Here is a 23,255-nt window from a genome sequence, read left to right as displayed (position 1 = left end):
TTATGGAAAACTTAGACGACAACAAGAATGAGGACCAAGCGCCTAAAATCGAACAGTTTGATGAATCCTTATTAGGAGACGCTAGTACTCCTAATACTTCAGAAGAAACAGGTCTTGAAACACCAAATACCGATATAAGCTTTAAAAATCGTATCGACTTGACTGAGCTTCAAGAAGGTATTGATTTGATCAAGAATGAAATAAGTAAAGTGATTGTCGGCCAGAAAGGAATGATTGACATGCTTATTGCTTCTATTTTAGCCAACGGACACTCGCTTATTGAAGGTGTTCCAGGAGTGGCTAAAACCATTTCAGCAAAATTATTGGCGAAATCGCTCGACATAGGTTTCAGTAGAATTCAGTTTACACCCGATTTGATGCCAAGTGATATTTTGGGAACTTCGGTGTTCAATATGAAAACGACAGAATTCGAATTTAAAGAGGGTCCCATATTCTCAAACATGATCCTTATTGACGAGATTAACAGAGCACCTGCAAAAACGCAAGCGGCTTTATTCGAAGTCATGGAAGAACGCCAAATTACCATCGACGGACAAAAATCTAAAATGGAACTTCCGTTTATTGTATTAGCAACTCAGAATCCAGTGGAACAAGAAGGTACCTACCGATTACCAGAAGCGCAACTAGACCGTTTTCTATTCAAAATTGATATTGACTATCCAAACGTTGAAGAAGAAGTTGAAATTTTAACTCGAGAACAGAATTTACAAGGAGATACGAAAATCGGCCAAATAAAAGCCCATTTAAGTAGCGAACAGATTAATAAATTTCAAAGACTTGTCGATCAGATTTTGATAGAATCACATCTTATCAAGTATATCGCAGATATCATCGTAAGTACACGTAACAATCCGTTCTTGTATTTAGGAGCGTCACCTAGAGCTTCCATTGCCATATTAAAAGCCAGTAAAGCTTTCGCTGCCATGAGTGGTCGCGATTTTGTCACTCCTGAAGATATTAAACGTGCAGCCATACCAGTTTTACAACATCGTGTGATTGTAACGCCTGAACGTGAAATGGAGGGTGTTACTACCAAACAAATTATCAGACAAATTATAGAAGCGGTAGAAATTCCTAGATAACATATCATAAAACTGATACCATATTGTCATCTCTAAAATTTAAAAGAACACCTTGGAATTCATCCTATAAACAAACTTAAAAATCAGAAAAACACCTAACACGCATTAAACCATCACTTTGAAACGAATTAAACCATTTTATTTACAAAACAGATTTTTCTATGCATGCATTGCCATCATGGTATTATTCGTCATCAGTTTTTTATTCCCTAGATTGTTCAATGTTGTCAAAGTGGTATTGTTACTCTTAGTCACTTTAACTGTTTTAGACACCCTTATTTTATTTGTGGCTAAAAATGGTGTTGTTGGGGAAAGACAACTTCCTGAAAAGTTTTCCAACGGCGATCCAAATCCCGTACATCTGACCATTCATAATTACTATACGTTTAATGTGAATGTGACCATTATTGATGAAATCCCTGAACAGTTTCAAGTAAGAGATTTTCGTATTAATAGGACACTAGAGGCTTCGAGTACATCGGAATTAAAATATGAATTAAGACCAGTGGATCGTGGCGAATACCATTTTGGGTCCTTAAACATTTATGTGACGTCGGTGTTCGGACTGATTGCACGTCGATTTTCGTACGACGGTAATGCCATGGTACCAACCTATCCCAGTTTTATACAGTTACGAAAGTATGATTTGATGGCCATCAGCAATAACTTGTATCAATATGGTATTAAAAAGATCAGAAAAATTGGTCATACGATGGAATTTGAGCAAATTAAAGATTACGTTTTAGGCGATGACTTGCGTACCATTAATTGGAAAGCCACAGCGAAGCGCAATCAACTTATGGTCAATCAATTTCAAGATGAGAAATCCCAGCCAGTCTACTCGATTATTGATAAAGGACGTGTGATGAAAATGCCATTTGACGGTCTTACTTTGTTAGATTATGCCATCAATGCCGCCTTGGTGATTTCAAACGTCGCTTTAAAAAAACAGGACAAAGCTGGTATCTTAGCATTTTCTAAAAAAGTAGAAAATATTGTAGTTGCGGAAAAACGAACTTCCCAAATGAATCTTATATTGGAAACCTTATACAATGTGAGCACCGATTTTTATGAAAGTGACTACAGCCGATTATATGCAGATTGTAAACGAAATATTACGCATCGAAGTTTGATGTTGCTTTATACAAATTTTGAAACGCTCGATAGCTTGCATCGTCAGCTTCCTTACCTAAAAGGCATTGCAAAGAACCATTTATTGGTGGTTATTTTCTTTAAAAACACAGAGCTGAATCAAATTATTACGGAACGTGCAGAAACTGTGCAACAAGCCTATGACAAAGTCATTGCTGAAAAATTTGCTTTTGAAAAACGACTCATCGTCAATGAGCTTCAAAAATATGGCATCCAATCTATCCTAACATCTCCCCAGGATCTAACGATTGATACCATCAATAAATACCTTGAAATTAAAGCACGAGGTTTGTTGTAATTAATTAATTGACAACTCATCCTTCATTTATGACAGTTCAGTTCAATTCATTATGAATAACGTGATTGCTTATTGATATTTGAACCATCATTAACAAACAATCATTAAATCAATTCTTATGAAAACTTTAGTTCTTACAGTATCGCTTTTAATTTCAACACTAGGTTTCGCTCAAGACAAAACCGCAAACACCATTACAGTGACTATCGAAAATTTCACGAGTAACGACGGTAAAGCCATTTTAGCATTGCACACTTCAGAATCTTTTATGAAAGGCCCTGGCATTCAAAATCTAAGTGCCAACATCGTTGATGGCAAAGCAACATTCACATTTGAAAATGTGCCTTCTGGAGAATATGCGCTATTAGCGCTTCATGACAAAAATGATAACAAGCGTATGGATTATGAAGCCAATGGCATGCCAAAAGAATCTTATGGCTTATCTAATAATCCTAGAAGCTATGGACCACCAATCTATGATGACGCTAAGTTTCAAGTCCAGAAAGACACGAGTCTTACCATTAGATTATAATACGATTCATCAATCAATCAATCAATCAATCAAAAGAACCTTTTTAGGTTCTTTTTTTTTACCAATACAAGCGGAACATGAGATTAGGTGTAAAGCCTAAAGAATAACGCTCTATCATTTCAATATCACTGTTTAAGTCATTATTGCCACGATATTCTCTGCTAATCAGATTTCTTTTGTTATAGATATTTCGAATCGAAAAACCGACTTTAGCACGTATCGGACTATTTCTAGATATTCGAAATTTATAAGTGGACGATAAATCCAAACGATGGTAATTTGGCAGACGCCTTGTATTGATGCCTTCATTAAATTCTAAGTTACCAGTTGCATCTGATGAAGGTGTAAAAGGTTTTCCTGTTTGCCATCTCCAACCTAATGCTACTTGAAAATCTGACCATTTACAGCTCAACGATGTACTTAGCGTATGCGTTACGTTAGATCTAGAGGTAAAATAGTCTTCATTATTGATATTTTTATATTGACTTTTGCTGGAATTAAAAGTATAACCCATCCAAGTATTGATGTTTTGAAAGCGTTTTTTAAGGAAAACGTCGGCACCATAAACTCTTTGATTTCCAATATTAAATTGACTATTCTCCGGATTTAGAAACCCTAGTGACAGTGCGGTAATATTGTCTAAGGTTTTGTAATAACTATCCAAATCAATAGTCCAACCACGTTTCGTGAAGATGAATCCTACTGATACTTGCTGACTCTTTATGATTGGAAATTTACGACCATTCGACAAGCGCCAAAGCCTATTTTCCAAAGACAAATCACTGATAACTGTTTCATCAATCTCGCTGATAATCTGATGTTTTATTTCTCCTGAAATTTGTAATTTCAAATGCCTTAGCAAGGATTTATAAAACAATAGTCGCGGCTCAAATTTATAAGATTGTAACTCTTCAAAATGCGTAACTCTTAATCCTAAAGACGCCTCAAAGGACTCTGGCTTTCTAAAATGATAGTTCCCATAGATGCTTTGCGACTGCACCACTGTTTTATCAGTGTCTAAAATAAAAGACAAATTAGATGTGTTTAAAAATGCATAACCGACATCTTTCAACACATATTGATAGCCCATGTCTAAGTCATTATTATCATTGATTTCCCATTGCAGTTCGGTAGCTATTCCGGAATCAAAGATGACATTTCGTTTTTCAAAATCTGAGATTTGATCTTGCGCTTCAGAAGTCACATAATTATATTGTAATTTATATTTCGAAAAATAAGCATTGGTCACTTGTCGCCATTTTGGCAACCACTGTGCTGTCCAGCCCAAACCATAACCATTATTATCGATAGTCATGCGGTCATTAAAAGTTTGGTTGTTTTCCGAAGAACGCACGGTATAATCCAAATTATTATCAATAGAAATCAAACTCGCAAAAAACTGATGTTTTGGGTTTGGTTTAAAATTGATTTTCATATTATAATCTAAAAATTGAAATCGATTATCAGGATTATCACCATAACTAATTTTTGTTCCACCAAATACCTTATCTGCTAATTGATTAAATGTATGTGATTGATACATATCGGTATAACTCGATCTTACAGAACCTTGAATCCCCAATTTTTCTTTAATCACAGGAACTTCCAAGTACAAATCACCACTAATTCCATTAGCGCCAACTTCAGCTTTCACCTTCTTCTCAACCTCTGTCGTAGTCGCCATGGAAATGACACTAGAAGCTCTTTCTCCGTATCGTGGATGGGACCCTTTATTTATAAATGTTACCGTTTTTGTAGCATTGGGATTGAACGGTGAGATCATACCAAAAAGATGGCCTTTGTGATAGATATTAATGCCATCCCAGATCAGTCTATTTTGATCTACTTTTCCACCTCTGACTAAAAATCCTGACGCAGTTTCGTTCGGACTCATCACACCAGGAAGTAACTGCACACTTTCTAACACATCAGGTTCGGTAAGTCCTGGTAAAATCCCCAATTCTTTGGGTTTTATCAGATAAGAGCCATCGCTATTTTTCGCAATTCCTTGAGTTAAGTAGCTCTTGACCACAATCCGTTCCAATTCTTGAACTTTCGTAATATCGCTTGCAGATGCTTCGTTTGTTATGACAATAATGTATCTATCATCAACCCATTCAAAAGTGACAGATAATTGCGCTTCAAGCTCTGAAAGCAAGGTATTTATAGAGCGCTCCCGGCGATTTAAGGTGACGGTTTTATTGTCAAATATGATATCCTTGTACGAAAACCGAACATCATATATGGATTCTATCAGCTCAAAAGCACTATCGACCGATTCGTTGTCAAAACTGACGTAAAATTTAGCCTCTTCTTGCGAAAAGGCCAGTGAAGGTAACATCAACAAAATGCTTAAGATTACTGTCTTCACTTGGTACTTAGATAGAATTGTCCTTTTTCTTTTTCATTGTATTGTATATCCAGTGATTTAAACACTGTTTTTAGAGCAAGCTTTAAATTATGATGGGTAAAACTGCCTGTATATCTCGTATTCTGATCGATACTATCTGCATCAATTCGAATTTGATATTGTGACTCCAAAGCTAAAATCACGTAACGAAGCGGCACACTTTTGAAGGAACTTTCACCATCCATCCATGTCGGATTTAATTCTGACGTTTGCCAACGTTCCAAAGCAAAACCATTGATTCGCCTCACAGAATTGGTTGGTTGAAGGGTATAGACTTCACCTTTGGAGTCGACACGTACTTTGCCTTCATAGCAAACCACTTCGAAAAAATCATCGCTAGAGTTCACATTGAATTGTGTACCCAACACTTGAACCGTCCCATTATCAGTTAGGACTTTAAAGGCACTCCCCTTTTTTACCTTAAAGAAAGCTTCACCTTGCAAGGTCAAACTTCGGTGGTCTTTCCAATCTTTAGCATCATAGCTTATTTTGGAATTCGAATTTAAGATGACTTCAGAGCCATCTAATAAGGCTATGGTTTTTTGCTCACCAAACTGTGTCTCCAAAACGGTGACATGATTACCAAATAAAGTAAATAACCCAAATAATAAAATGATGGAGGCCGCAATTCCAATAGACCATTGCTGCATCTTCAAACGTCTTACTTTCGTTTTCTTTTCTGATATTTTTCTTTGAATTTCGGAGAAAGAAGCCTTTGTTGAACTTTCCAAAGATTCAAATGTTTCTATCCCTTTTCGAAGTTTTAAGTAAGCCATATAGTCGTCTTCAGACACTAATTTTTTCAATTCAGCATCCGTCAATTCACCTGCCATCCATTGTGCCAGAAACACATCCTTATCGTTATTTGAGAATTCTTCTTTCATGTTTACTATTTATAAGACAACTATCATTAATAATACCCTACTTAATTTTAAATATTTAAATATTTCCAATCTCACGACGCATTACCAACAAGGCTAGATGCATTCGTTTTTCAACGGCCTTCACAGAAATTTTCAACTCATCACTTATCGCCTTATACGTTTTTTTCTCTATGCGATTCATTAGAAAAACTTGTTTTTGCTTTTCAGGGAGTGTCTCGATGGTTTGCTCCAATTTTTCCATAAACTCTTGTTCTAGCATGAGAAACTCTGGAGACTCGTTTGTTTCAGAAGGCTTCAAATAGTGTTGATGCATTCTTACCACTTTCTCATGTTTTACCATATTCAAAAATAAATTGGTCGCTACTTTATACAGGTAGCTTTTCACTTTCTCGTAGTCAACTTTAGCACAATTATCCCAAAGTTTCACAAAAGTATCTTGTAAAATATCTTCGGCTTTATTGAGATCTTGCGTCTTGTAAAATATAAAACGTCTCAACGCTTTTGAATGGGTGTTGTACAGCGTTTCAAAAGTTTTTGAATCACAAATTTTATGTTGATCTTTAGGCATTTATTAGTTTAAAAGAAAGTATGTCAAAACTAAATAAAAAATAATTATAGAAAAAAGTAGGGTATTTTTTGGAACGATTGTCTTAGTATTGATTAATCGCCAAAATGATATTTAAACATAAAAAATTGCTATGATGAGAAATTTTAAACTATGCTTTTTAAGCTTGGCTATAATGGCCAGTTTTTTAACCGCTTGTTCTAACAACGAACCTGTTGTGGAGCAACAAACTATTGAAAAAAGTGAATCCATTACCACATCCTTAAATCAATTAAGACAACAATTTAATGATGATGGTAATGTCGTTCCTAGTAATAATCCAACAGGAAATATTGTCTTCGATTTCTGTTTTGATTTTGTGTACCCATTAACACTCTCTTATAATAACGATACAACTGTCACGGTTAATAGTTTGGAGGATTTGGTACAAATATTAATCAACTCCAACAACGAATTATACATTGATGGTATCGCATTTCCATTCGATGTTGAAACTTACAGCGAAGATACTGACGCCATTGTTGTTGTGACCATTAACGATGAGCAAGCATTCATTGATTTATTAGCGAGCTGTAATTTTGAGAATTTCAGTTGTGATTGTTACGAAGTTTACGACCCAGTTTGTGTTGAAATTGAAGCTCCTGACGGTCAATTATTCCTTATGACCTATCCGAATGCGTGTTATGCAGAATGCGACGGATTTACACAAGAGGATTTTGCAGAAAACTGTGCGGATGACTATAATTCTCCAGGTGGTATTGATTGTTTTGAGTTTTTATTCCCTTTAACGATAATCACCGATAATAACCAAACGATTACGGTTAATTCTCAGGAAGAACTCGACAACGCCTTATACAATTCTTATTATTTCAATTTCCAATATCCATTCCAAGTGGCGCTGTACGATCAAGCAGAAGTAGTGACCATTAATAACCAAGGAGAATTAGAAGCGCTATTAGATGATTGCTATGGCAACCAAGGTACAAATTGCGATTGTCCTGATAACATAGATCCAGTCTGTGTGGAGCTCGAATCACCTACTGGCAATATTGATGTTATTAGCTTCCCGAATGCCTGCATCGCGGAATGTGAAGGGTTTACACAGGAAGATTTTGTAGATTGTGAAACTACCGGAGAATGTGATTGTCCAGATGTATTTGATCCTGTTTGTGCGGAAGTTGAAGTGGAAGGTCAATTAGTCATTTTCACGTATCCAAATACTTGTTATGCAGAGTGTGAAGGCTTTACTGCTGACGACTTTGTTGATTGCGAAAGTAACACACCTGATTGTACCACAGATAATGTTGTAGAAATTTTGCTATCATGTCCATGGACTTCCAATGGAAACACCTATGTTTTTGAAGCAGATGGAAGCGTCGCTATTGAAGGTTCAGGTCTATCTACCATTGGCACATGGACCGTAGAATTAGGAATTGAAGGTTATCCTATTGTATCAATTTTTGCTGAGATAGGTAATTTTAATGACGATTGGAACTTCTTAGATTGTAATCTCATTAACAGTCTATTAGTCACGAGTTCCTTGAACCCAGCTGCTAGTATCGCACTGAGTTGTGATTAAGAATCATTAATTATTTATAAATTAAAAGTCCTTCAAAAACGCTATTGAAGGACTTTTTTTCTGAATATCTATCATGAGTTCTTTATTAAACGCTCTCTCCTAACCACGCTTTCATCATCCATACTGTTTTCTCTTGTTCTGTGATGAAATCACTCATCATGGAATTAGTCCCTTCATCATTAATGGCATCTGAAGCATCTAAGATATGGCGTTCTATCTTCAGCAATTCGGTTAAGGAATCTACAATAAGTTTCACAGCTTTTTCATCCACAGATACATTTTTACCTACTGGCACTTTAGCCGCTTTGGTATAATCTTCAAAGGTATGTAATGGTGTGACTCCTAACGTTAAAATACGTTCTGCTATTTCATCAACTTTTAAATTGGCATCGGTGTACAATTCTTCAAATTTTACATGTAAATCGAAAAAGCGTTTTCCCTTAATATTCCAATGGATCCCACGCAGATTTTGATAGTAAATTTGAAAATTTGCTAATAAATTATTTAAATCTTGAGCAATGTCTTGTGTTTTGTTGGTATCTAAACCTATACTATTTAATGTCATAATATCTTCTTTTTTTTGTTACCCTAAAGTTAGTTGATAATTAATCGTTAAGCACCATAGTTTTTATAAATAGTTTTAATATTTTTATAGTTTAAATTAATAAACATGACCATAACCCAATTACATTACGTATTAGCTATAGCAGAGCATAAAAATTTTACCAAAGCTGCGGAAAAATGCTTTGTCACCCAACCCACATTGAGTACACAAATTCAAAAACTGGAGGAAGAGTTAGATATCCTCATTTTTGATCGAAGTAAAAAACCCATTGAGCTTACTGATGTTGGCCGAAAAATAGTTCAGCAAGCCAAAAATATTGTCAATGAGTCTGATAGAATTCAGGATATTGTTGACCAGCAAAAAGGATTTATTGGAGGCGAATTCAGATTAGGAATCATTCCAACCATCATGCCAACCTTACTACCGATGTTTTTAAAGAGCTTCATTAAAAAATACCCAAAAGTAAAGCTCAAAATTGAAGAACTTACCACGGAAGAAATCATTACGCGCATTAAAGATGGTCATTTAGATGCTGCTATTGCCGCCACACCATTAGAACAAGAAAATATAAAAGAGCGCGTTCTTTATTACGAACCCTTTGTAGGATATATTCCTGATGATCACCGACTCAAAAACAAAAAGAAAATCGATGTTTCCGATCTCGATATAGATGACATGCTCCTTTTGGAAGATGGTCACTGTTTTAGAGATGGTGTTATCAATCTTTGTAAAGCCTTTAAAAATCATGAAGACGATAGCTTCCAATTAGAAAGTGGTAGTATAGAAACCTTGGTTAAACTCTCCAATGAAGGACTAGGAATGACCTTACTTCCTTATTTGAATACTTTAGATTTGAACGATAAAATGGCGAATAAATTACACCATTTTAATGAGCCTTCTCCAGCAAGAGAAGTAAGCATCATATACCATAAAAGTGAATTAAAAATGCAAATAGTAGATGCTTTGCACAATGTAATTTCTGGGATTATTAGAGGAGCTATTGCCTTTCAGAATGTCGAGATCATTAGTCCTCTTCCAAAGTAAAATGTCCATCAAAAAATAAAAAAAGCGACTCGTAAGTCGCTTTTTTCTATTCTTTTAATAAGATTAAACATTGATTTAATTCTGGGTTCTGTAGAATTAAAGATTTGATGTAAATCTTAAGCTCTTCAATTTCGTAAGGTAATAAGCGTTGAAGTGCTTTTTGTAATTCTTTACAGAACAATGTAGCATCGAAACTAACTTTATTAAGCACAGTTTTAGTGTACTCAAACATTGCTCTTGCCATTTTTTAATTGGGTTTAGGGTTAAAGTAGATTTGTTAAATATGCAATAGTTTTTATGTTATTAATGTTCTAAATGTAATAAAAAAAACGATGCATTGCTGAATCTTACAAAATTTTAACAGCTAATAAAAAGTTAAAAACGGTTATCACCATCCAACAAATCACCAAGACCTCCAAGGATACTTCCTTCACCTTTATTCTTTCCTCCGCCTTTTGGTGCAGATGCCAATACACGTCCTGCTAATCTACTAAACGGTAAGGATTGTATATAGACTGTTCCTGGTCCTTGCAGTTTCGCAAAAAACAATCCTTCACCTCCAAACACAGTATTTTTAATACCTCCTACAAATTCAATATCATAATCTACACCTTGCGTAAAACCAACAAGACATCCTGTATCTACCTTCATAGTCTCTCCAGCCTGCAATACTTTCTTAGCCATTGTGCCTCCTGCATGCACAAAAGCCATCCCATCGCCTTCCAATTTTTGCATGATAAAACCTTCGCCACCAAAAAGGCCACGTCCTAATTTTTTTGAAAACTCAATACCAATGCTAACGCCTTTAGCGGCACACAAAAACGCATCTTTCTGGCAAACAAACTTACCATTAAACTCTGTTAAGTCTAAAGGAATGATTTTGCCTGGATAGGGTGAAGCAAACGACACATTTCGTTTACCCGTCAAATCATTATAAAATGCTGTCATAAACAAACTCTCGCCTGTTAAGATTCGTTTTCCTGCGCCTAATATTTTTCCTAAAAAGCCAGTGTCTTTGGCAGAGCCATCTCCAAAAATCGTTTCCATTTTAATGCCGTCGTCCATCATCATAAAACTCCCTGATTCGGCAATAACGCCTTCCTGAGGATCGAGTTCTATCTCGACATATTGCATTTCTTCTCCGTAAATTCTATAATCTATTTCGTGTGATGTCATGGTTGTATATGTTTTAATTGATTACCTATATGTTCTAAAATATGGGTATTTGTTACAAATTCCAATATCTATAATCTATTGTTTTAACTTAATCGTCCATTCAAAGTTGAAATCAGACACTTGGATGTCGTCACTATTCACGCCTTTAGAATTGAGCCAAACGGTTTGCCCCTCACCTGTTTGAATCGCTTGCTGTATGGCCTCGTCAATCAAATGCCCTTGATGACAAGAAAACAGGATTCTACCAGTCGCTTTTTTTGTAAAAGAGGCATTATTGTTGGCTACTAACATAGATATCTTATAGCCGCTATTCCTAATTTTTGACATCATTAAAGCGCCAGTGGTTAATTCTGCTGCCATTCCCTGAACTGCCCAAAACATGGATCCAAATGGATTCTGATTGATCCATCGATGCTTCACAGACACAGTGCAGGTCTTATCACTTAAAGATGTCGTTCTTACACCGCACAAATAAGCAGCTGGTAACTTGAGCATTAAGAAGGTATTGAGTTTTCTGGGAGATATAGACATATATGATGGATGTTTCAGCTAAATTATCGAAAATATTTGATAACTCAATTTGTTAAATATATGTTAATTTTTAGTACTATGCGTAACATAATACCTTCTTTTAGACATATATTTGTATAAGAAATTACTATATGCTTTACAATCATGCTAAATAATCACCAAAAAAACATTGCCACATTTATTCACCTATCCACCTTTAGTAGGTTCTTGGTACCCTTAGGAAATTTCATTGGTCCCATCATATTATGGATGGTCAATAAAGACAAATCTGAGTTTGTAGACAAACACGGAAAGCAGGCTATCAATTTTCAAATGAGTATTTTACTATACACCTTGATTATTGGGACGCTTACCATTCCCTTTTTTATTTTCAAATTCTTTAACGGTATCGATTTTATAGATTTTCATGGGTTTCATGATTTTCATATCAATATTGGGAAGCCATCACCTCTCCTATATATTACAGGCGGACTAGGTTTTTTAGCGGTCATCGGATTTATTCTAGAATTGGTTTTTATCGTTATTGCTAGTTTAAAAGCCCGTGATGGCGAACTCTACGAATACCCCTTAACCATCAATTTTTTAAAATAAAACAATCAGCAATCTAACCATCAATCATCAATCAAAAAATGAACAGTTTATTAAAATTTAATCTCATTCAAACATGAAGATAGAAAACACAAAAGCTCAAATGCGAAAAGGTGTATTGGAATACTGCATTTTGTCGGTATTAAAGGATGACGATGCCTATGTTGCAGAAATCCTAGAGACACTCAAAGACGCAAAATTGCTTGTGGTAGAAGGAACTATTTATCCGCTACTTACAAGGCTCAAGAATGCTGGGTTACTCAATTATCGTTGGGAAGAATCCACATCAGGACCACCAAGAAAATATTATGGTCTCACAGAAACTGGTCAGTTGTTCTTAAAGGAATTGACCACGACCTGGAACGAATTACAAAATGCAGTTAACATAGTAACAAGAGTAAAAAACACAAAATAATGAATAAAACAGTCAACATAAATTTAGCAGGTATATTCTTCCATATAGATGAAGATGCATACTTAAAATTGCAACGCTATCTTGAGGCTATAAAACGTTCATTTACAGACTCTCAAGGTCGATCAGAAATTATCGCAGATATCGAGGCACGAATTGCTGAGTTATTTAGCGAACGTGTCTTAAACGAAAGACAAGTCATTGGAAACAAAGAAGTAGATGATGTCATTACCATCATGGGGCAACCTGAAGATTATTTGGTAGATGATGAAATCTTCGAAGATGAACCAAAGCAAACTCACTACTCTAAGCGTTCAACATCTAAAAAGTTATATAGAGACACCGATAACTCTTATATTGGTGGTGTATCTGCCGGATTAGGTCATTATTTCGGAATTGATGCGCTTTGGATTCGTTTAATTTGGATCTTATTGTTATTTGGAGCAGGTACTGGTGTCTTATTGTACATCTTACTTTGGATTTTTATCCCTGAAGCTATCACGACTTCGGAAAAACTAATGATGAAAGGCGAACCTGTCAACATTAGTAACATTGAAAAAAAAATCAAGGACGGATTTGATAGTGTCACCAACGCCGTTCAAAATGTCGATCTCAAAAAACATGGTGACAAACTAAAGGAAGGTTTTGAACAGGTGTCTGACTCCATTTCCGAAGGTGTAAAAAAAGCCGATTTACCACGTCAAGGCGAGCGTATCAAATCAACATCCACTAGTTTTTTTGAAGCCATAGGAAATATCATCATGTTCTTTCTAAAACTATTTGCCAAGTTTTTTGGAGTTATTTTAATGTTTGTAGGAGCAGTTACGATCATTTCATTAGTAGTTAGCTTGTTAGGCTTAGGACTCTTAGAGTCTGTGCATATACCTGGCACAAACTTGTATGATATTGCTGATGCCACGAATGTTCCGATTTGGCTCATGTCGTTACTGGTGTTCTTTTTCATAGGCATTATCGCGTTTTTTGTTTTCTACTTAGGCTTAAAAATCTTGGTCACCAATTTAAAATCGATTGGTAATGTGGCAAAGTATACGCTATTAGGTCTTTGGTTGATCTCGTTTGTATCACTCATCATCTTATCAGCACGATTTGGACTGAGCTTCAAGGAAGAGGGATCTTACATAAAAACCGAAAAACTGTCTGCGCTAACGTCCAAAGACACTATTAGTATCAGAATGAACAATAACGATTTGTTTTCGTCCCGTTTCAATAGGAATTATGGCTTTGACACAGCTTACGATGAAAACGATAAAAAAGTATTGTTTTCTCAAGGTGTCAGGCTCATTGTAAAATCTACTAAGGATAGCGTCGCTAAGATTAGAATAGAAAAAAGTGCCAGAGGATACGATTTTGAAAATGCCAAAACCAAGGCGGAGCGTATCACTTACGACTATAAATTACAAGGAAAAGATATTTTATTGAACAGTTATTTCACCATTCCATTAAACGAATCTCGTAGAGGCCAAGAAGTGAATGTCACGGTCTACCTACCTGAAGGTTCCGTATTATATGCCGATGAAAACACCTATAATTACCATAGCAACCAATACTATTACAATGATATCTTAGATCACGACATGGAAGGACATTACCTGAAGATTATCACCAATGGTATTGAATGTTTAGATTGTCCGGAAGATGAAGAATTCAAAGTGAAGGTCGACGTCAAGGATGGTACCTCTAGCTTAAAGCTTAATGAGGATGGTATTGAGGCAACAACTCAAGACAGTAGTTTGCAAATTAACGGTGACGGACTCAAGGCTAAAGCGGATGAAGTCAAAGTAAATATTGACGACAACGGTATAGAAATAACTACGGAAAACAATAACAACTAACAATTCATCATTAAAAATCAACGGTTCAGATATTTAAATTACTACTAACCAACCATTTTTTAAATATTTGAACCTCAATTAATCAATCAAAAAATGTTACAGTTTCAATATTTCATCATAAGTATTTTGATGGCACTAACAGTGACCATTCAAGATCAGCCCTATCATAATAAGCAAGATCAAGCACTTTTTCATGTGTTAAAAGAAAAAGATAGTTTGCTTTTTGAGCGTGCGTTCAATCATTGTGAAACGAGCTTATTAAATGAGCTTATCGCAGACGATTTCGAATTTTATCATGACCAATCTGGTGTTACAAATTCTAAAGCTAACTTTATTGAAGGCATGAAAAAAGGTATTTGCAATCCTAGCAATACCGCGACATCTCGTCGTGAACTCATTTCAGGTAGCTTAAAGGTCTTTCCTCTTAAATCGAAGGGAGACGTTTATGGCGCTATCCAAGAAGGTACGCACAGATTTTTTGAACGCACAAATGGTGTGGAAGTTCCTGGAAGTATTGCGCAATTCTCGCATTTATGGGTTTTACAAGATAGTTCTTGGGTATTAAAACGTGTTTTCAGTTATGACCATCATATGGAAACCAAAAACCCTATGTTAGTTGCTGATCATCTTCTAGATTCATACATAGGAAAATATGAGGCCAAAGAATCTGGTCTGGTTATCATATCAAGAACAGACCATGGGTTACACATTAACGCAGGTGGTATGAGCGCTGATATTCTTGCCGAATCTGACACTGTCTTTTATCACCAAGAGAGTCCATTGTCCTTTGAATTTATGACTAATGCCGACGGACAAGTAGAAAAATTCATAGTAAGAGAACGTGGCAAAATCGTAGAAGAAGCTTTTAAAATATAAAATCATCAATTAAATCAATCAATTATGACAACACTAACAAAAATTACAATCGCCATCATTTTAAGCATCATGATGACGTCTTGCCAATTTGACCTCAACTTCAACAATGGCGTTCAAGGCAATGGCAATGTGACCACCATAGAAAGAACACTGGAAGACTCATTTCATGAAATAGAAGTAAGTCGCGGTATGGATGTCTACTTAACGCAAAGCGACACACCGATGCTAAAAGTTCAGGCTGATGAAAATTTACACAACCTTATTATTACTGAAATCGAAAATGGCGTACTTAAAATTTACACTAGTGAAAACATTAGTACAGCAGAAGCCAAAAAAGTCATGGTGAATGTGAATCAACTTAAACGTATTTCATCAACAAGTGGTAGTGATGTTTATTCCACAAATACCATCTTTGCTGATGACATTGCATTATCTACTACCAGTGGAGCCGATTTAGAGTTGGCTCTTGAAGCCACATCCACAACATTATCGTCTACAAGTGGCAGTGATCTTAACGTCACTGGCAAAACGGTTAATTTAAAAGCTTCAGCGACTAGCGGTAGTGACATTAGAGCAAGTCAATTTCAATCTGAGACTTGTGACGCCAATGCTACTAGTGGTGCGGATATCGAACTCCATGTAAGCAAAAAACTAACGGCTAAAGCCAATAGTGGTGGTGACATTCGATATGTTGGCAACCCAGAATTATTAGAAAAAAACGGTGTAACATCGGGTTCTGTGCGCAAAATGTAATCCATAAAAACAACCTTCTAATCAACCATTTTGAAGACCATTTCAAACTTAAATACAAGTTTGGGATGGTTTTTGTTTTATATTTGTCGTAACGCTTAATAAATAATAATGAAAAATATTACCTTATGCCTACTCGTGATCTTAGGATGGAGTGCTTCAAGTTTTGCACAAGATTCTGAAAAGATAAAAGGAGACAGGAATTTGACCATCAAGCAAACTTATGTTGATGAATTCAAAAAAATAATCATAGGTGAAGATTTCAAAGTAGAATTATTTTACAACAAGAAACCTTCAGTGGAAATTGAAACTGACGACAATTTACATGAATATATCAATATTGCTGTGGTTGAGGGTGTTCTCACTTTAGCATCTACTGGTGACATACGACCAAGAAAATTAGAGGTAAAAATTAATTATGGCGATATGTTCTCAGACATTGAAGTGAAGGACGACGCAGAAGTAAGGTCACTCACGTCGTTAGAATTGAATAATGCGATGTTGAAAACAAGTGGTTCATCTCGAGCCTATCTGAACATAAAGACCGATTCTTTCAATTTTGTGAGTACCGAGAAATCTAAAGTAAAACTGAATATCACCGCTACAGATGTCGTGACCCAAATTAGTGACAATACTAAAATGGATGCCTTGATTAATGCGTCAACCGCAAAAATTGACTTGTACCAACGTGCCAATGCCGATATTGAGGGAACCATTAATACGCTTACCTTAAGAGGTGACAACAATAGCCAGTTTAACGGTAAAAACTTTACAGCTAAAACTTGTGAGGTCATTGCGGAATTCGCTAGTGATGTGTATGTTGAAGTGACAGAATCTATTTCTATAGCGGCAAGTGGTTCTAGTGAAGTTTACCTATATGGGAATCCACAAATAACCATTACTAAATTTACAGATACTGTAAAACTTCAAAAGAAAGAAAAATAACACGCCAGACCTTAAAAAATTAAAAAGACCCGAAGCTTCAACAGTTTCGGGTCTTTTCATAATATTAATCTTGATTTGCTAATACACAGGTGTAGAAACTTCAAAATCAGATTCTTTAGCGGCTAAATAACGCTCAGCGTCCAAAGCAGCCATACAACCCGTTCCAGCAGCCGTAACGGCTTGTCTATAAACATGATCTGCAGCATCACCAGAAACAAACACACCTTCTACATTCGTCTTGGCGGTTCCAGGGACATTGATAATATAACCTGTTTCATCTAAATTCAGATAGTCTTTAAAAATATCTGTATTTGGTTTATGCCCAATCGCTACAAAGAATCCAGTTGCTGGTATTTCATGTTTTTCTTTTGTTTGATTATTGAACACGCGCACACCAGTTACGACTTGCCCATCACCCAATACTTCCTCTGTTTCGGTATTGTAAAGAATGTCGATATTCTCAGTATTCTTAACACGATTCGCCATGATTTTAGACGCTCTAAATTCATCTCTTCGCACAAGCATTGTGACTTTTTTACACAATTTGGATAGGTAGTGTGCTTCTTCACAAGCACTATCTCCAGCGCCTACAATAACAACCTCTTGATTTCTGTAAAAGAATCCATCGCAAACAGCGCAGGCAGAAACACCGCCTCCTAACTTCAAATATTTTTGCTCAGAATCTAATCCCAAATATTTCGCCGAAGCACCTGTAGAAATGATCACCGTTTTACAATGTATCTCCTTGGTTTCATTCACCCATACTTTGTGAATATCTCCTGAAAAATCAACTTTGGTGACCCAGCCGTCTCTGATATCGGTACCAAATCTGGCCGCTTGCTTCTGCAGTTCAATCATCATTTCAGGACCAGTAATCCCATCAGGATAACCAGGGAAATTTTCTACATCATTGGTGGTTGTTAATTGACCTCCTGGTTGCGTTCCTTGATACAAAACAGGTTGCATATTAGCTCTAGATGCATAGATGGCTGCCGTATAACCAGCAGGACCAGAACCTATGATAAGGCATTTCACTTTTTCTATTGTTTCAGACATATTTACTTTCAATTAATTCTTAAACAAAAGTAGGTTTTTTGATTAAAAACTAACATCAAAGTTATTAACAGTTCTTATATAACCATTAAGCTTTTCAATAGCCACCTATTTGGGTTTTGTGTTAATCATTATCGTATTTGAGTTAACTAAATATATGCTTTGATAGTATCTTAGGTTGACTAAACATATCGAAATGTCTACTATCAAAACACATAAAAACATGATTAAAATATATTACAGTTCAGAGTCATCTATTGGAAAGCAAACCTATGGCTATGTGAATGCATCGTTTAAGGATTTATTGGCCATTGATGTCTTAAAATCAAATGTGACTGGGACACAATGGAAAGATTTAGCAGAAGCCTTAGATTGTTCTATTGGTGACTTAATCGATAAAGATCATCCCGAGTTCACAGCACATTATGATACGACCACAAACTTGGATGAAAACGGTTGGATTGATGTTTTAGACAAAACACCTGAAGTATTTAATTTTCCGATTGTGATTGTTGGTGAAGATTTTTACCAAATTAAGAATCCTTCTGATATTGAAAAGTATTTAGATCCTAATAGTCAAGGTATTGATGAAAAAAAATATATTTAATTAGCCATTTTATACTTTTATGAAGTAAATTTAACAGCTCATAATGCCTGCATTCTTTTAAATACATAAGTTTTATGCCGAAAACGCTCAGAATAGGTCAACCAGACATCGTACAAATTATGGACTCTTTGTCTGAACAGCTCGGCATTGCCATGACGAATAGCAATGACGATTATTGTCTTGACGTTTCTGATAAGTTGGGACGTGGATATATAAGAGGCATTCAATTTTCTCATGGTTTAGGTGTTATAGAATCGCATTTAACCGTCCATAGTAAACTGCATTTTTTATTCGAAAAACTCGATGTCAATTATCTACAATTGCTATTTAATTTGGACGCAAAAATTGTACATAAATCGTCTGATTCCAAAGAAAAAACGACGATAAACAAGCTTCAGTATTGCATGTTTGCTAACGACACCACCACCACACACCAAATTTCGATATCCAAAGAAAAATCGTCTAATTTCTTTATGCTATTAATTAATCGAAAAGTGTTTGAAGAAAAGCTGATGAGCTTGACAGATGAACTTTCCAATGAATTGGAACTGATATTCAAAGATGTTAATGGTGTGAATCATATTTTTGAATCCAACTATTTTTCCTTAGAAATCTCACAATATATTGAAGAATTTAGGCGATGTGAGCATGAAGAATTTATGAAGCCAATGTTCTTGGAAGGTAAAGCCTACGAGATTTTAACCAGTCAACTGCATAACTACAATAATGGTGGCGACGACTCCAAAAAAACACTACTAAGGAAATCCACTATCGATAAGATTGAAAAAGCTGTCGATATTATTAAAGAAGAATTGGATGTGAGAATCAATGTGTACAGTCTTGCCAATCGTGTTGGGTTAAATCAAAATACATTGCAAAATGGCTTTAAAAAGCTTTTCAGAACATCCGTGAATGAATATATTAAGAATTACCGAATTGAAAGAGCAAAAACACTAATGGAAAACTCTGATCTTAATATTTCTGAAATCACCTATAAAATTGGCATAAATAGCCGAAGTTACTTTTCAAAATTATTTAAGGAGCGATATGGCATCGCTCCAAGCAAGTACATGGCGCATCTCCAAGAGAGCAATTCAAAATCAGCCTAATTAACTTAATTACAGGCATATAATAAAATTAATTATCAAAATTGATAGGGTTTTAAGCCTATTAACAACCCAATTGTGTTAAAGTTAATTTCAATTTTGTCAAGGTTTATTATCTATATCCTCTTTTTTTGCAACACCAACCTCACCTAGCACAACTAATATATTTTAACAAAAAAACACTAAGAAGTTACTTAGCATGAGGCGTATTGAAATAACTGATGTAGAAAAGAAGTCCATCATTGAACAGCTTAATGTTTATATAAAAGGAAACATTAAACAAGAAGATGGCGAAGAAACACTAGTCTTTAAGAATGATATCGGCACAGGCTCCATTAGAAATCGAAAATTTGACTGGGGAATAGCACTCTTAGATTACGATGTCAGTTTTAAAGAGGATGTTAAAATTATTTTTAATTTTAATAAAGATACAGGGCCAATTGAATTTTTATTTATTTCGAAAGGCAACTTAACGTTTAACAACCAAGAAAATAGTAATTATATACGTTTAGAACGGTTTCAAAATATTATTATCTCCAATGATGCACAATCAAAAAGCATCTATGTATTTCCCAATAGAATACAAGTCAAACTAAATGTTATTCATGTTTTTTCAAAGAAATTCATGAAGAAAAAAAACCATCAAGTTGAAACTTTGGAAGACTCATTGTTATCCATTTTTCAAGGGAACAAAGAAAATTTACCCTATATGCATATCGGCAATTACAACCTCGCCATTGCAGACAAAATTAAAACAATGAACGAATTTCATGGTTCAGGAATCATTAAATCCTTAACAATCGAAGGTCAGCTCAATCTAATCTTAGCATTGCAAATGCTTGAGCACAAACGTTTTACGAATGAGATTCATCTTACAGATAGTCTCTCCATAGAGGATATTAAGAAAATTCACAATTTAGTTGAATACATTTATGATAATGTGTCACAATCACTTACTATTAAAACGCTTTCTAAAGAATGTGGACTCGGTCCGAAAAAACTTCAGTTGGGCTTTCAGCTGTTGTTTTCCAAATCTATTAATGAGTACATGCGAAACGTGAAGTTGGAAATAGCTCGAGACATGATTCGTAATACTGATAAATCGATTTCAGAAATCGTTTATGAAATAGGTTACAAAAGTAGAAGTTATTTTTCAAAAATCTTTTACGAACAATATAAGATTCTCCCTATAGATTATAAAGAAAGCCTAAAATCTGCTAAGGTTAAGAACGAATAGTTAGGTCTTTATAAATGGCTGGTTCAAGAATACCATCATAAAGAATATTATTTTTATAAAATTCTTTGGCAATTGTGTGAGATGTAAGACAGAGGTCCTCAAAACTGGTATTACATCCAGACAATATGTCTGCATAGTGTTCGCCCAGCCATATCTTTTTATGTTGGTCATTTAACACTATAGGCATGGAATCACTCACATTGTGTAGCTTAGACATTTGAAAATTATGCTTTTCAAGAAGTATAGAAAACGTTATAAACCCGTCATGTGTTCGGTTATAAATACCAGCCAAGTAAAACGGCACATTCTGTTTAGAATAGATATATACAGGGTAAACTTGTCCTTGATAATTGAATGAGGCGAAAAATCCTGAGACAATGACAACACATCGCCTATGCATTAAGGCATTTTCGTGCTCTTCATCCTGATGAATCGATCGGATATCAAGATTAAGCGTATTTCTCACTTGTTGAAAAACTTGCCAATCTTCTCTATAATTCTGTGGTAAAATACCCCAAATAGCTAGATTAATTTCGTCAGGACGATCTATCGTAATTACCGGCAAGGATTCCTCATATAATCCATCAATAATCTCTGAAGAATTATATAGGTTAGGGAATCGAAATGGCAATCCAGTTTTCGATTCGATAGTGTTAAGGTCCATATGATTTGAAAGCTTGTAGTACACAATTTTGATTTGATTGCAAGTTGACGAAATATTTATTAATTGATTGTCTTTAAATCATTTAATTATAACTCAATAAATAATTTTAATGTTAAAAATTGGTAATAAAGCACATTCGTAAAAATTGATGTCACAAACGTAATACTGTTACACAAATATGTCATACTGTTAATCAACCCTTTAAAATCTTCCTACCTTGAATAGGTACATTAAAAGGTACTAATGTATTAAAAATTTATAGTGTAATGAAACCAGAAAATAAACAAACTAACGAATCCAGCATCTTGCTTCACGTGCTGAAAAATGGCCTTAATTGCCATGAACATGTGAGCAACGACGGGATAACAGAGCTACAGCTCAAAAATGATTCTGGACAAGGATCTATAGATCAAATCACCTTTGACAATGGCTTAACTGCTGTTAATATTGACGTGAACCTCAAAGAAGATCTCGTAATGAACATTCCCACGAACAAGAACAATATTCTCTACTTTTTCTACAATTTAGAGGGTATTTGTTACCATAGTTTTGACAATTCTGAAAAATATTCCAAAATAGATGAACTCAAAACAGTGGTTGTAGCTACAAGCAGATACAAGCATAACATCTTAGTTATAAAAAAACACATTCCTTTTAAATGCAACATCATAACCATTAATAAAGACACTTACTTGAAGAATTTCGAGTGTCCTTATAAGCCTAAAAGAGAAAAACTCTCCAAATTGACCAAAATATTTGATATGCTCAGGGATTATTTATTTGAATGTTCTCATAATCTTAATATTACGGAACAACTGAGATCGATAAGAAACATATCGATGTCTGAGTGTGTATCATCCGTTTTGCAATTACAAAGTAGATATCAATTGATTCTATCGCAACATATAGAGCAGATGTATCACGAAACTTATACGAATCGTGAGCGTCATGATATTTCACGTCAAGAGATTCAAAAAATAAGAGCAATCACAGAGCATATTATTGATAATCCTGGTCTTAATCACTCCCAAGACAATATCTGCTCTCAGTTTTTTATTTCTCAATCAAAGTTACAAAGTGGCTTTAAAGCCGTTCATAATCATACGGTTTCAAACTTCACAAGAAAAGTGCGTTTAGACAAGGCACAAGAATTACTCGTCAATTCTGATTTAAACATATCAGAAATTGTTTATACGATAGGCTTCACGAGTCGCAGTTACTTTAGTAAAATATTTAAACAACATTTTGGTTGTAACCCAACAGCTTATAAGCATCGGTATAAATCAAACATGTTAATAAGTAGCACCTAATCACAGCCTTTCTTC

At 35.1% G+C, this 23,255-nt stretch carries 24 protein-coding genes; 15 read left to right on the top strand and 9 right to left on the bottom strand.

Translation table 11 applies throughout. The annotated features are described in order from the left end of the window. Positions 1-2: 2 nt before the first annotated feature. From ACU8DI_RS10655 to ACU8DI_RS10645, 3 genes are all read left to right on the top strand, one after another. Positions 3-1,103: an AAA family ATPase gene (locus ACU8DI_RS10655; RefSeq protein WP_447112758.1), complete on the top strand. Its 1,101-nt coding sequence runs from the start codon at positions 3-5 to the stop codon at positions 1,101-1,103. A 118-nt stretch (positions 1,104-1,221) separates the two neighbouring features. Then, the gene (locus ACU8DI_RS10650; RefSeq protein WP_447112757.1) at positions 1,222-2,553 is read left to right on the top strand and encodes a DUF58 domain-containing protein; all 1,332 of its coding nucleotides are present in this window, start codon (positions 1,222-1,224) and stop codon (positions 2,551-2,553) included. A gap of 118 nt (positions 2,554-2,671) precedes the next feature. Then, positions 2,672-3,085 carry a DUF2141 domain-containing protein gene (locus tag ACU8DI_RS10645; protein WP_447112756.1) on the top strand — a complete coding sequence of 138 codons (414 nt, stop codon included), beginning with the start codon at positions 2,672-2,674 and terminating at the stop codon, positions 3,083-3,085. A gap of 58 nt (positions 3,086-3,143) precedes the next feature. Here ACU8DI_RS10645 and ACU8DI_RS10640 read toward each other — a convergent pair whose 3' ends face one another. Genes ACU8DI_RS10640 through ACU8DI_RS10630 form a run of 3 tightly spaced genes read right to left on the bottom strand, consistent with a single transcriptional unit; the run spans position 3,144 to position 6,947 of the window. Beyond that, positions 3,144-5,426, bottom strand: coding sequence for a TonB-dependent receptor domain-containing protein (locus ACU8DI_RS10640; protein ID WP_447112755.1), 2,283 nt, complete (start codon positions 5,424-5,426; stop codon positions 3,144-3,146). A gap of 26 nt (positions 5,427-5,452) precedes the next feature. Then, positions 5,453-6,379 (bottom strand): FecR family protein, encoded by a 927-nt coding sequence (locus ACU8DI_RS10635; RefSeq protein ID WP_447112754.1) that lies wholly within the window; start codon positions 6,377-6,379, stop codon positions 5,453-5,455. Positions 6,380-6,434: 55 nt separating this feature from the next. After that, complete coding sequence (locus tag ACU8DI_RS10630; RefSeq protein WP_447112753.1) at positions 6,435-6,947, bottom strand: RNA polymerase sigma factor; 513 nt, start codon at positions 6,945-6,947, stop codon at positions 6,435-6,437. 130 nt (positions 6,948-7,077) lie between these two features. Between ACU8DI_RS10630 and ACU8DI_RS10625 the strand changes: the two genes are divergently transcribed. Then, positions 7,078-8,523, top strand: coding sequence for a hypothetical protein (locus ACU8DI_RS10625; RefSeq protein ID WP_447112752.1), 1,446 nt, complete (start codon positions 7,078-7,080; stop codon positions 8,521-8,523). Between the two features lie 85 nt (positions 8,524-8,608). On the opposite strand, the gene ACU8DI_RS10620 is transcribed toward ACU8DI_RS10625, so the two are convergent. Further along, a complete protein-coding gene (locus ACU8DI_RS10620) occupies positions 8,609-9,088 on the bottom strand; it encodes a Dps family protein (protein ID WP_447112751.1) in 480 nt (159 codons plus the stop codon). Between the two features lie 105 nt (positions 9,089-9,193). On the opposite strand from ACU8DI_RS10620, the gene ACU8DI_RS10615 reads away from it, so the two are divergent. Further along, on the top strand, positions 9,194-10,132 hold the full coding sequence (locus tag ACU8DI_RS10615; protein WP_447112750.1) for a LysR substrate-binding domain-containing protein: 939 nt from the start codon (positions 9,194-9,196) through the stop codon (positions 10,130-10,132). Positions 10,133-10,178: 46 nt separating this feature from the next. On the opposite strand, the gene ACU8DI_RS10610 is transcribed toward ACU8DI_RS10615, so the two are convergent. From ACU8DI_RS10610 to ACU8DI_RS10600, 3 genes are all read right to left on the bottom strand, one after another. Continuing rightward, positions 10,179-10,376: a hypothetical protein gene (locus tag ACU8DI_RS10610; protein ID WP_447112749.1), complete on the bottom strand. Its 198-nt coding sequence runs from the start codon at positions 10,374-10,376 to the stop codon at positions 10,179-10,181. Positions 10,377-10,507: 131 nt separating this feature from the next. Then, a complete protein-coding gene (locus ACU8DI_RS10605) occupies positions 10,508-11,308 on the bottom strand; it encodes a TIGR00266 family protein (RefSeq protein WP_447112748.1) in 801 nt (266 codons plus the stop codon). Between the two features lie 75 nt (positions 11,309-11,383). Continuing rightward, entirely contained in the window at positions 11,384-11,839 is a 456-nt protein-coding gene (locus ACU8DI_RS10600) for a DUF4442 domain-containing protein (RefSeq protein ID WP_447112747.1), read from the bottom strand. 144 nt (positions 11,840-11,983) lie between these two features. Here ACU8DI_RS10600 and ACU8DI_RS10595 point away from each other — a divergent pair, with 144 nt between their 5' ends. The 6 genes from ACU8DI_RS10595 (at position 11,984) to ACU8DI_RS10570 (ending at position 17,263) form a co-directional block, all read left to right on the top strand. Next, the gene (locus ACU8DI_RS10595; RefSeq protein ID WP_447112746.1) at positions 11,984-12,430 is read left to right on the top strand and encodes a DUF4870 domain-containing protein; all 447 of its coding nucleotides are present in this window, start codon (positions 11,984-11,986) and stop codon (positions 12,428-12,430) included. A 73-nt stretch (positions 12,431-12,503) separates the two neighbouring features. Continuing rightward, positions 12,504-12,842 carry a PadR family transcriptional regulator gene (locus ACU8DI_RS10590; RefSeq protein WP_447112745.1) on the top strand — a complete coding sequence of 113 codons (339 nt, stop codon included), beginning with the start codon at positions 12,504-12,506 and terminating at the stop codon, positions 12,840-12,842. Continuing rightward, positions 12,842-14,692, top strand: coding sequence for a PspC domain-containing protein (locus tag ACU8DI_RS10585; RefSeq protein ID WP_447112744.1), 1,851 nt, complete (start codon positions 12,842-12,844; stop codon positions 14,690-14,692). The genes ACU8DI_RS10590 and ACU8DI_RS10585 overlap by 1 nt, the downstream gene beginning before the upstream one ends. Before the next feature lie 93 nt (positions 14,693-14,785). Beyond that, the gene (locus ACU8DI_RS10580) at positions 14,786-15,568 is read left to right on the top strand and encodes a DUF3471 domain-containing protein (protein WP_447112743.1); all 783 of its coding nucleotides are present in this window, start codon (positions 14,786-14,788) and stop codon (positions 15,566-15,568) included. 24 nt (positions 15,569-15,592) lie between these two features. After that, positions 15,593-16,321: a head GIN domain-containing protein gene (locus tag ACU8DI_RS10575; protein WP_447112742.1), complete on the top strand. Its 729-nt coding sequence runs from the start codon at positions 15,593-15,595 to the stop codon at positions 16,319-16,321. 108 nt (positions 16,322-16,429) lie between these two features. Continuing rightward, positions 16,430-17,263 (top strand): GIN domain-containing protein, encoded by an 834-nt coding sequence (locus ACU8DI_RS10570; RefSeq protein WP_447112741.1) that lies wholly within the window; start codon positions 16,430-16,432, stop codon positions 17,261-17,263. A 78-nt stretch (positions 17,264-17,341) separates the two neighbouring features. On the opposite strand, the gene trxB is transcribed toward ACU8DI_RS10570, so the two are convergent. Next, on the bottom strand, positions 17,342-18,319 hold the full coding sequence (gene trxB / locus ACU8DI_RS10565) for a thioredoxin-disulfide reductase (protein WP_447112740.1): 978 nt from the start codon (positions 18,317-18,319) through the stop codon (positions 17,342-17,344). A gap of 193 nt (positions 18,320-18,512) precedes the next feature. On the opposite strand from trxB, the gene ACU8DI_RS10560 reads away from it, so the two are divergent. The 3 genes from ACU8DI_RS10560 to ACU8DI_RS10550 all read left to right on the top strand — a co-directional run bounded on the left by ACU8DI_RS10560 (position 18,513) and on the right by ACU8DI_RS10550 (position 21,266). Continuing rightward, entirely contained in the window at positions 18,513-18,923 is a 411-nt protein-coding gene (locus tag ACU8DI_RS10560; protein ID WP_447112739.1) for an arsenate reductase family protein, read from the top strand. Between the two features lie 74 nt (positions 18,924-18,997). Beyond that, the gene (locus ACU8DI_RS10555; protein ID WP_447112738.1) at positions 18,998-20,032 is read left to right on the top strand and encodes a helix-turn-helix domain-containing protein; all 1,035 of its coding nucleotides are present in this window, start codon (positions 18,998-19,000) and stop codon (positions 20,030-20,032) included. 196 nt (positions 20,033-20,228) lie between these two features. After that, positions 20,229-21,266 (top strand): helix-turn-helix domain-containing protein, encoded by a 1,038-nt coding sequence (locus ACU8DI_RS10550; protein ID WP_447112737.1) that lies wholly within the window; start codon positions 20,229-20,231, stop codon positions 21,264-21,266. Here ACU8DI_RS10550 and ACU8DI_RS10545 read toward each other — a convergent pair. Next, positions 21,253-21,930 carry an SOS response-associated peptidase family protein gene (locus tag ACU8DI_RS10545; RefSeq protein WP_447112736.1) on the bottom strand — a complete coding sequence of 226 codons (678 nt, stop codon included), beginning with the start codon at positions 21,928-21,930 and terminating at the stop codon, positions 21,253-21,255. The genes ACU8DI_RS10550 and ACU8DI_RS10545 overlap by 14 nt on opposite strands. Before the next feature lie 266 nt (positions 21,931-22,196). Here ACU8DI_RS10545 and ACU8DI_RS10540 point away from each other — a divergent pair, with 266 nt between their 5' ends. After that, positions 22,197-23,240 (top strand): helix-turn-helix domain-containing protein, encoded by a 1,044-nt coding sequence (locus ACU8DI_RS10540; RefSeq protein WP_447112735.1) that lies wholly within the window; start codon positions 22,197-22,199, stop codon positions 23,238-23,240. Positions 23,241-23,255 lie beyond the last annotated feature (15 nt).

It is taken from the genome of Psychroserpens sp. BH13MA-6, assembly GCF_052983595.1.
The sequence above is the reverse complement of the archived record's forward strand: the minus strand, read 5'-3'. Positions and strand labels throughout refer to the sequence as shown.

Coding starts and splice junctions, on each gene's coding strand:
- ACU8DI_RS10635 (WP_447112754.1), bottom strand. CDS start 6,379: ATGAAAGAAGAATTCTCAAATAACGATAAGGATGTGTTTCTGGCACAA.
- ACU8DI_RS10545 (WP_447112736.1), bottom strand. CDS start 21,930: ATGGACCTTAACACTATCGAATCGAAAACTGGATTGCCATTTCGATTC.
- ACU8DI_RS10600 (WP_447112747.1), bottom strand. CDS start 11,839: ATGTCTATATCTCCCAGAAAACTCAATACCTTCTTAATGCTCAAGTTA.
- trxB (WP_447112740.1), bottom strand. CDS start 18,319: ATGTCTGAAACAATAGAAAAAGTGAAATGCCTTATCATAGGTTCTGGT.
- ACU8DI_RS10560 (WP_447112739.1), top strand. CDS start 18,513: ATGTCTACTATCAAAACACATAAAAACATGATTAAAATATATTACAGT.
- ACU8DI_RS10540 (WP_447112735.1), top strand. CDS start 22,197: ATGAAACCAGAAAATAAACAAACTAACGAATCCAGCATCTTGCTTCAC.
- ACU8DI_RS10640 (WP_447112755.1), bottom strand. CDS start 5,426: ATGTTACCTTCACTGGCCTTTTCGCAAGAAGAGGCTAAATTTTACGTC.
- ACU8DI_RS10655 (WP_447112758.1), top strand. CDS start 3: ATGGAAAACTTAGACGACAACAAGAATGAGGACCAAGCGCCTAAAATC.
- ACU8DI_RS10585 (WP_447112744.1), top strand. CDS start 12,842: ATGAATAAAACAGTCAACATAAATTTAGCAGGTATATTCTTCCATATA.
- ACU8DI_RS10610 (WP_447112749.1), bottom strand. CDS start 10,376: ATGGCAAGAGCAATGTTTGAGTACACTAAAACTGTGCTTAATAAAGTT.
- ACU8DI_RS10555 (WP_447112738.1), top strand. CDS start 18,998: ATGCCGAAAACGCTCAGAATAGGTCAACCAGACATCGTACAAATTATG.
- ACU8DI_RS10645 (WP_447112756.1), top strand. CDS start 2,672: ATGAAAACTTTAGTTCTTACAGTATCGCTTTTAATTTCAACACTAGGT.
- ACU8DI_RS10605 (WP_447112748.1), bottom strand. CDS start 11,308: ATGACATCACACGAAATAGATTATAGAATTTACGGAGAAGAAATGCAA.
- ACU8DI_RS10550 (WP_447112737.1), top strand. CDS start 20,229: ATGAGGCGTATTGAAATAACTGATGTAGAAAAGAAGTCCATCATTGAA.
- ACU8DI_RS10570 (WP_447112741.1), top strand. CDS start 16,430: ATGAAAAATATTACCTTATGCCTACTCGTGATCTTAGGATGGAGTGCT.
- ACU8DI_RS10575 (WP_447112742.1), top strand. CDS start 15,593: ATGACAACACTAACAAAAATTACAATCGCCATCATTTTAAGCATCATG.
- ACU8DI_RS10625 (WP_447112752.1), top strand. CDS start 7,078: ATGATGAGAAATTTTAAACTATGCTTTTTAAGCTTGGCTATAATGGCC.
- ACU8DI_RS10615 (WP_447112750.1), top strand. CDS start 9,194: ATGACCATAACCCAATTACATTACGTATTAGCTATAGCAGAGCATAAA.
- ACU8DI_RS10595 (WP_447112746.1), top strand. CDS start 11,984: ATGCTAAATAATCACCAAAAAAACATTGCCACATTTATTCACCTATCC.
- ACU8DI_RS10620 (WP_447112751.1), bottom strand. CDS start 9,088: ATGACATTAAATAGTATAGGTTTAGATACCAACAAAACACAAGACATT.
- ACU8DI_RS10580 (WP_447112743.1), top strand. CDS start 14,786: ATGTTACAGTTTCAATATTTCATCATAAGTATTTTGATGGCACTAACA.
- ACU8DI_RS10630 (WP_447112753.1), bottom strand. CDS start 6,947: ATGCCTAAAGATCAACATAAAATTTGTGATTCAAAAACTTTTGAAACG.
- ACU8DI_RS10590 (WP_447112745.1), top strand. CDS start 12,504: ATGAAGATAGAAAACACAAAAGCTCAAATGCGAAAAGGTGTATTGGAA.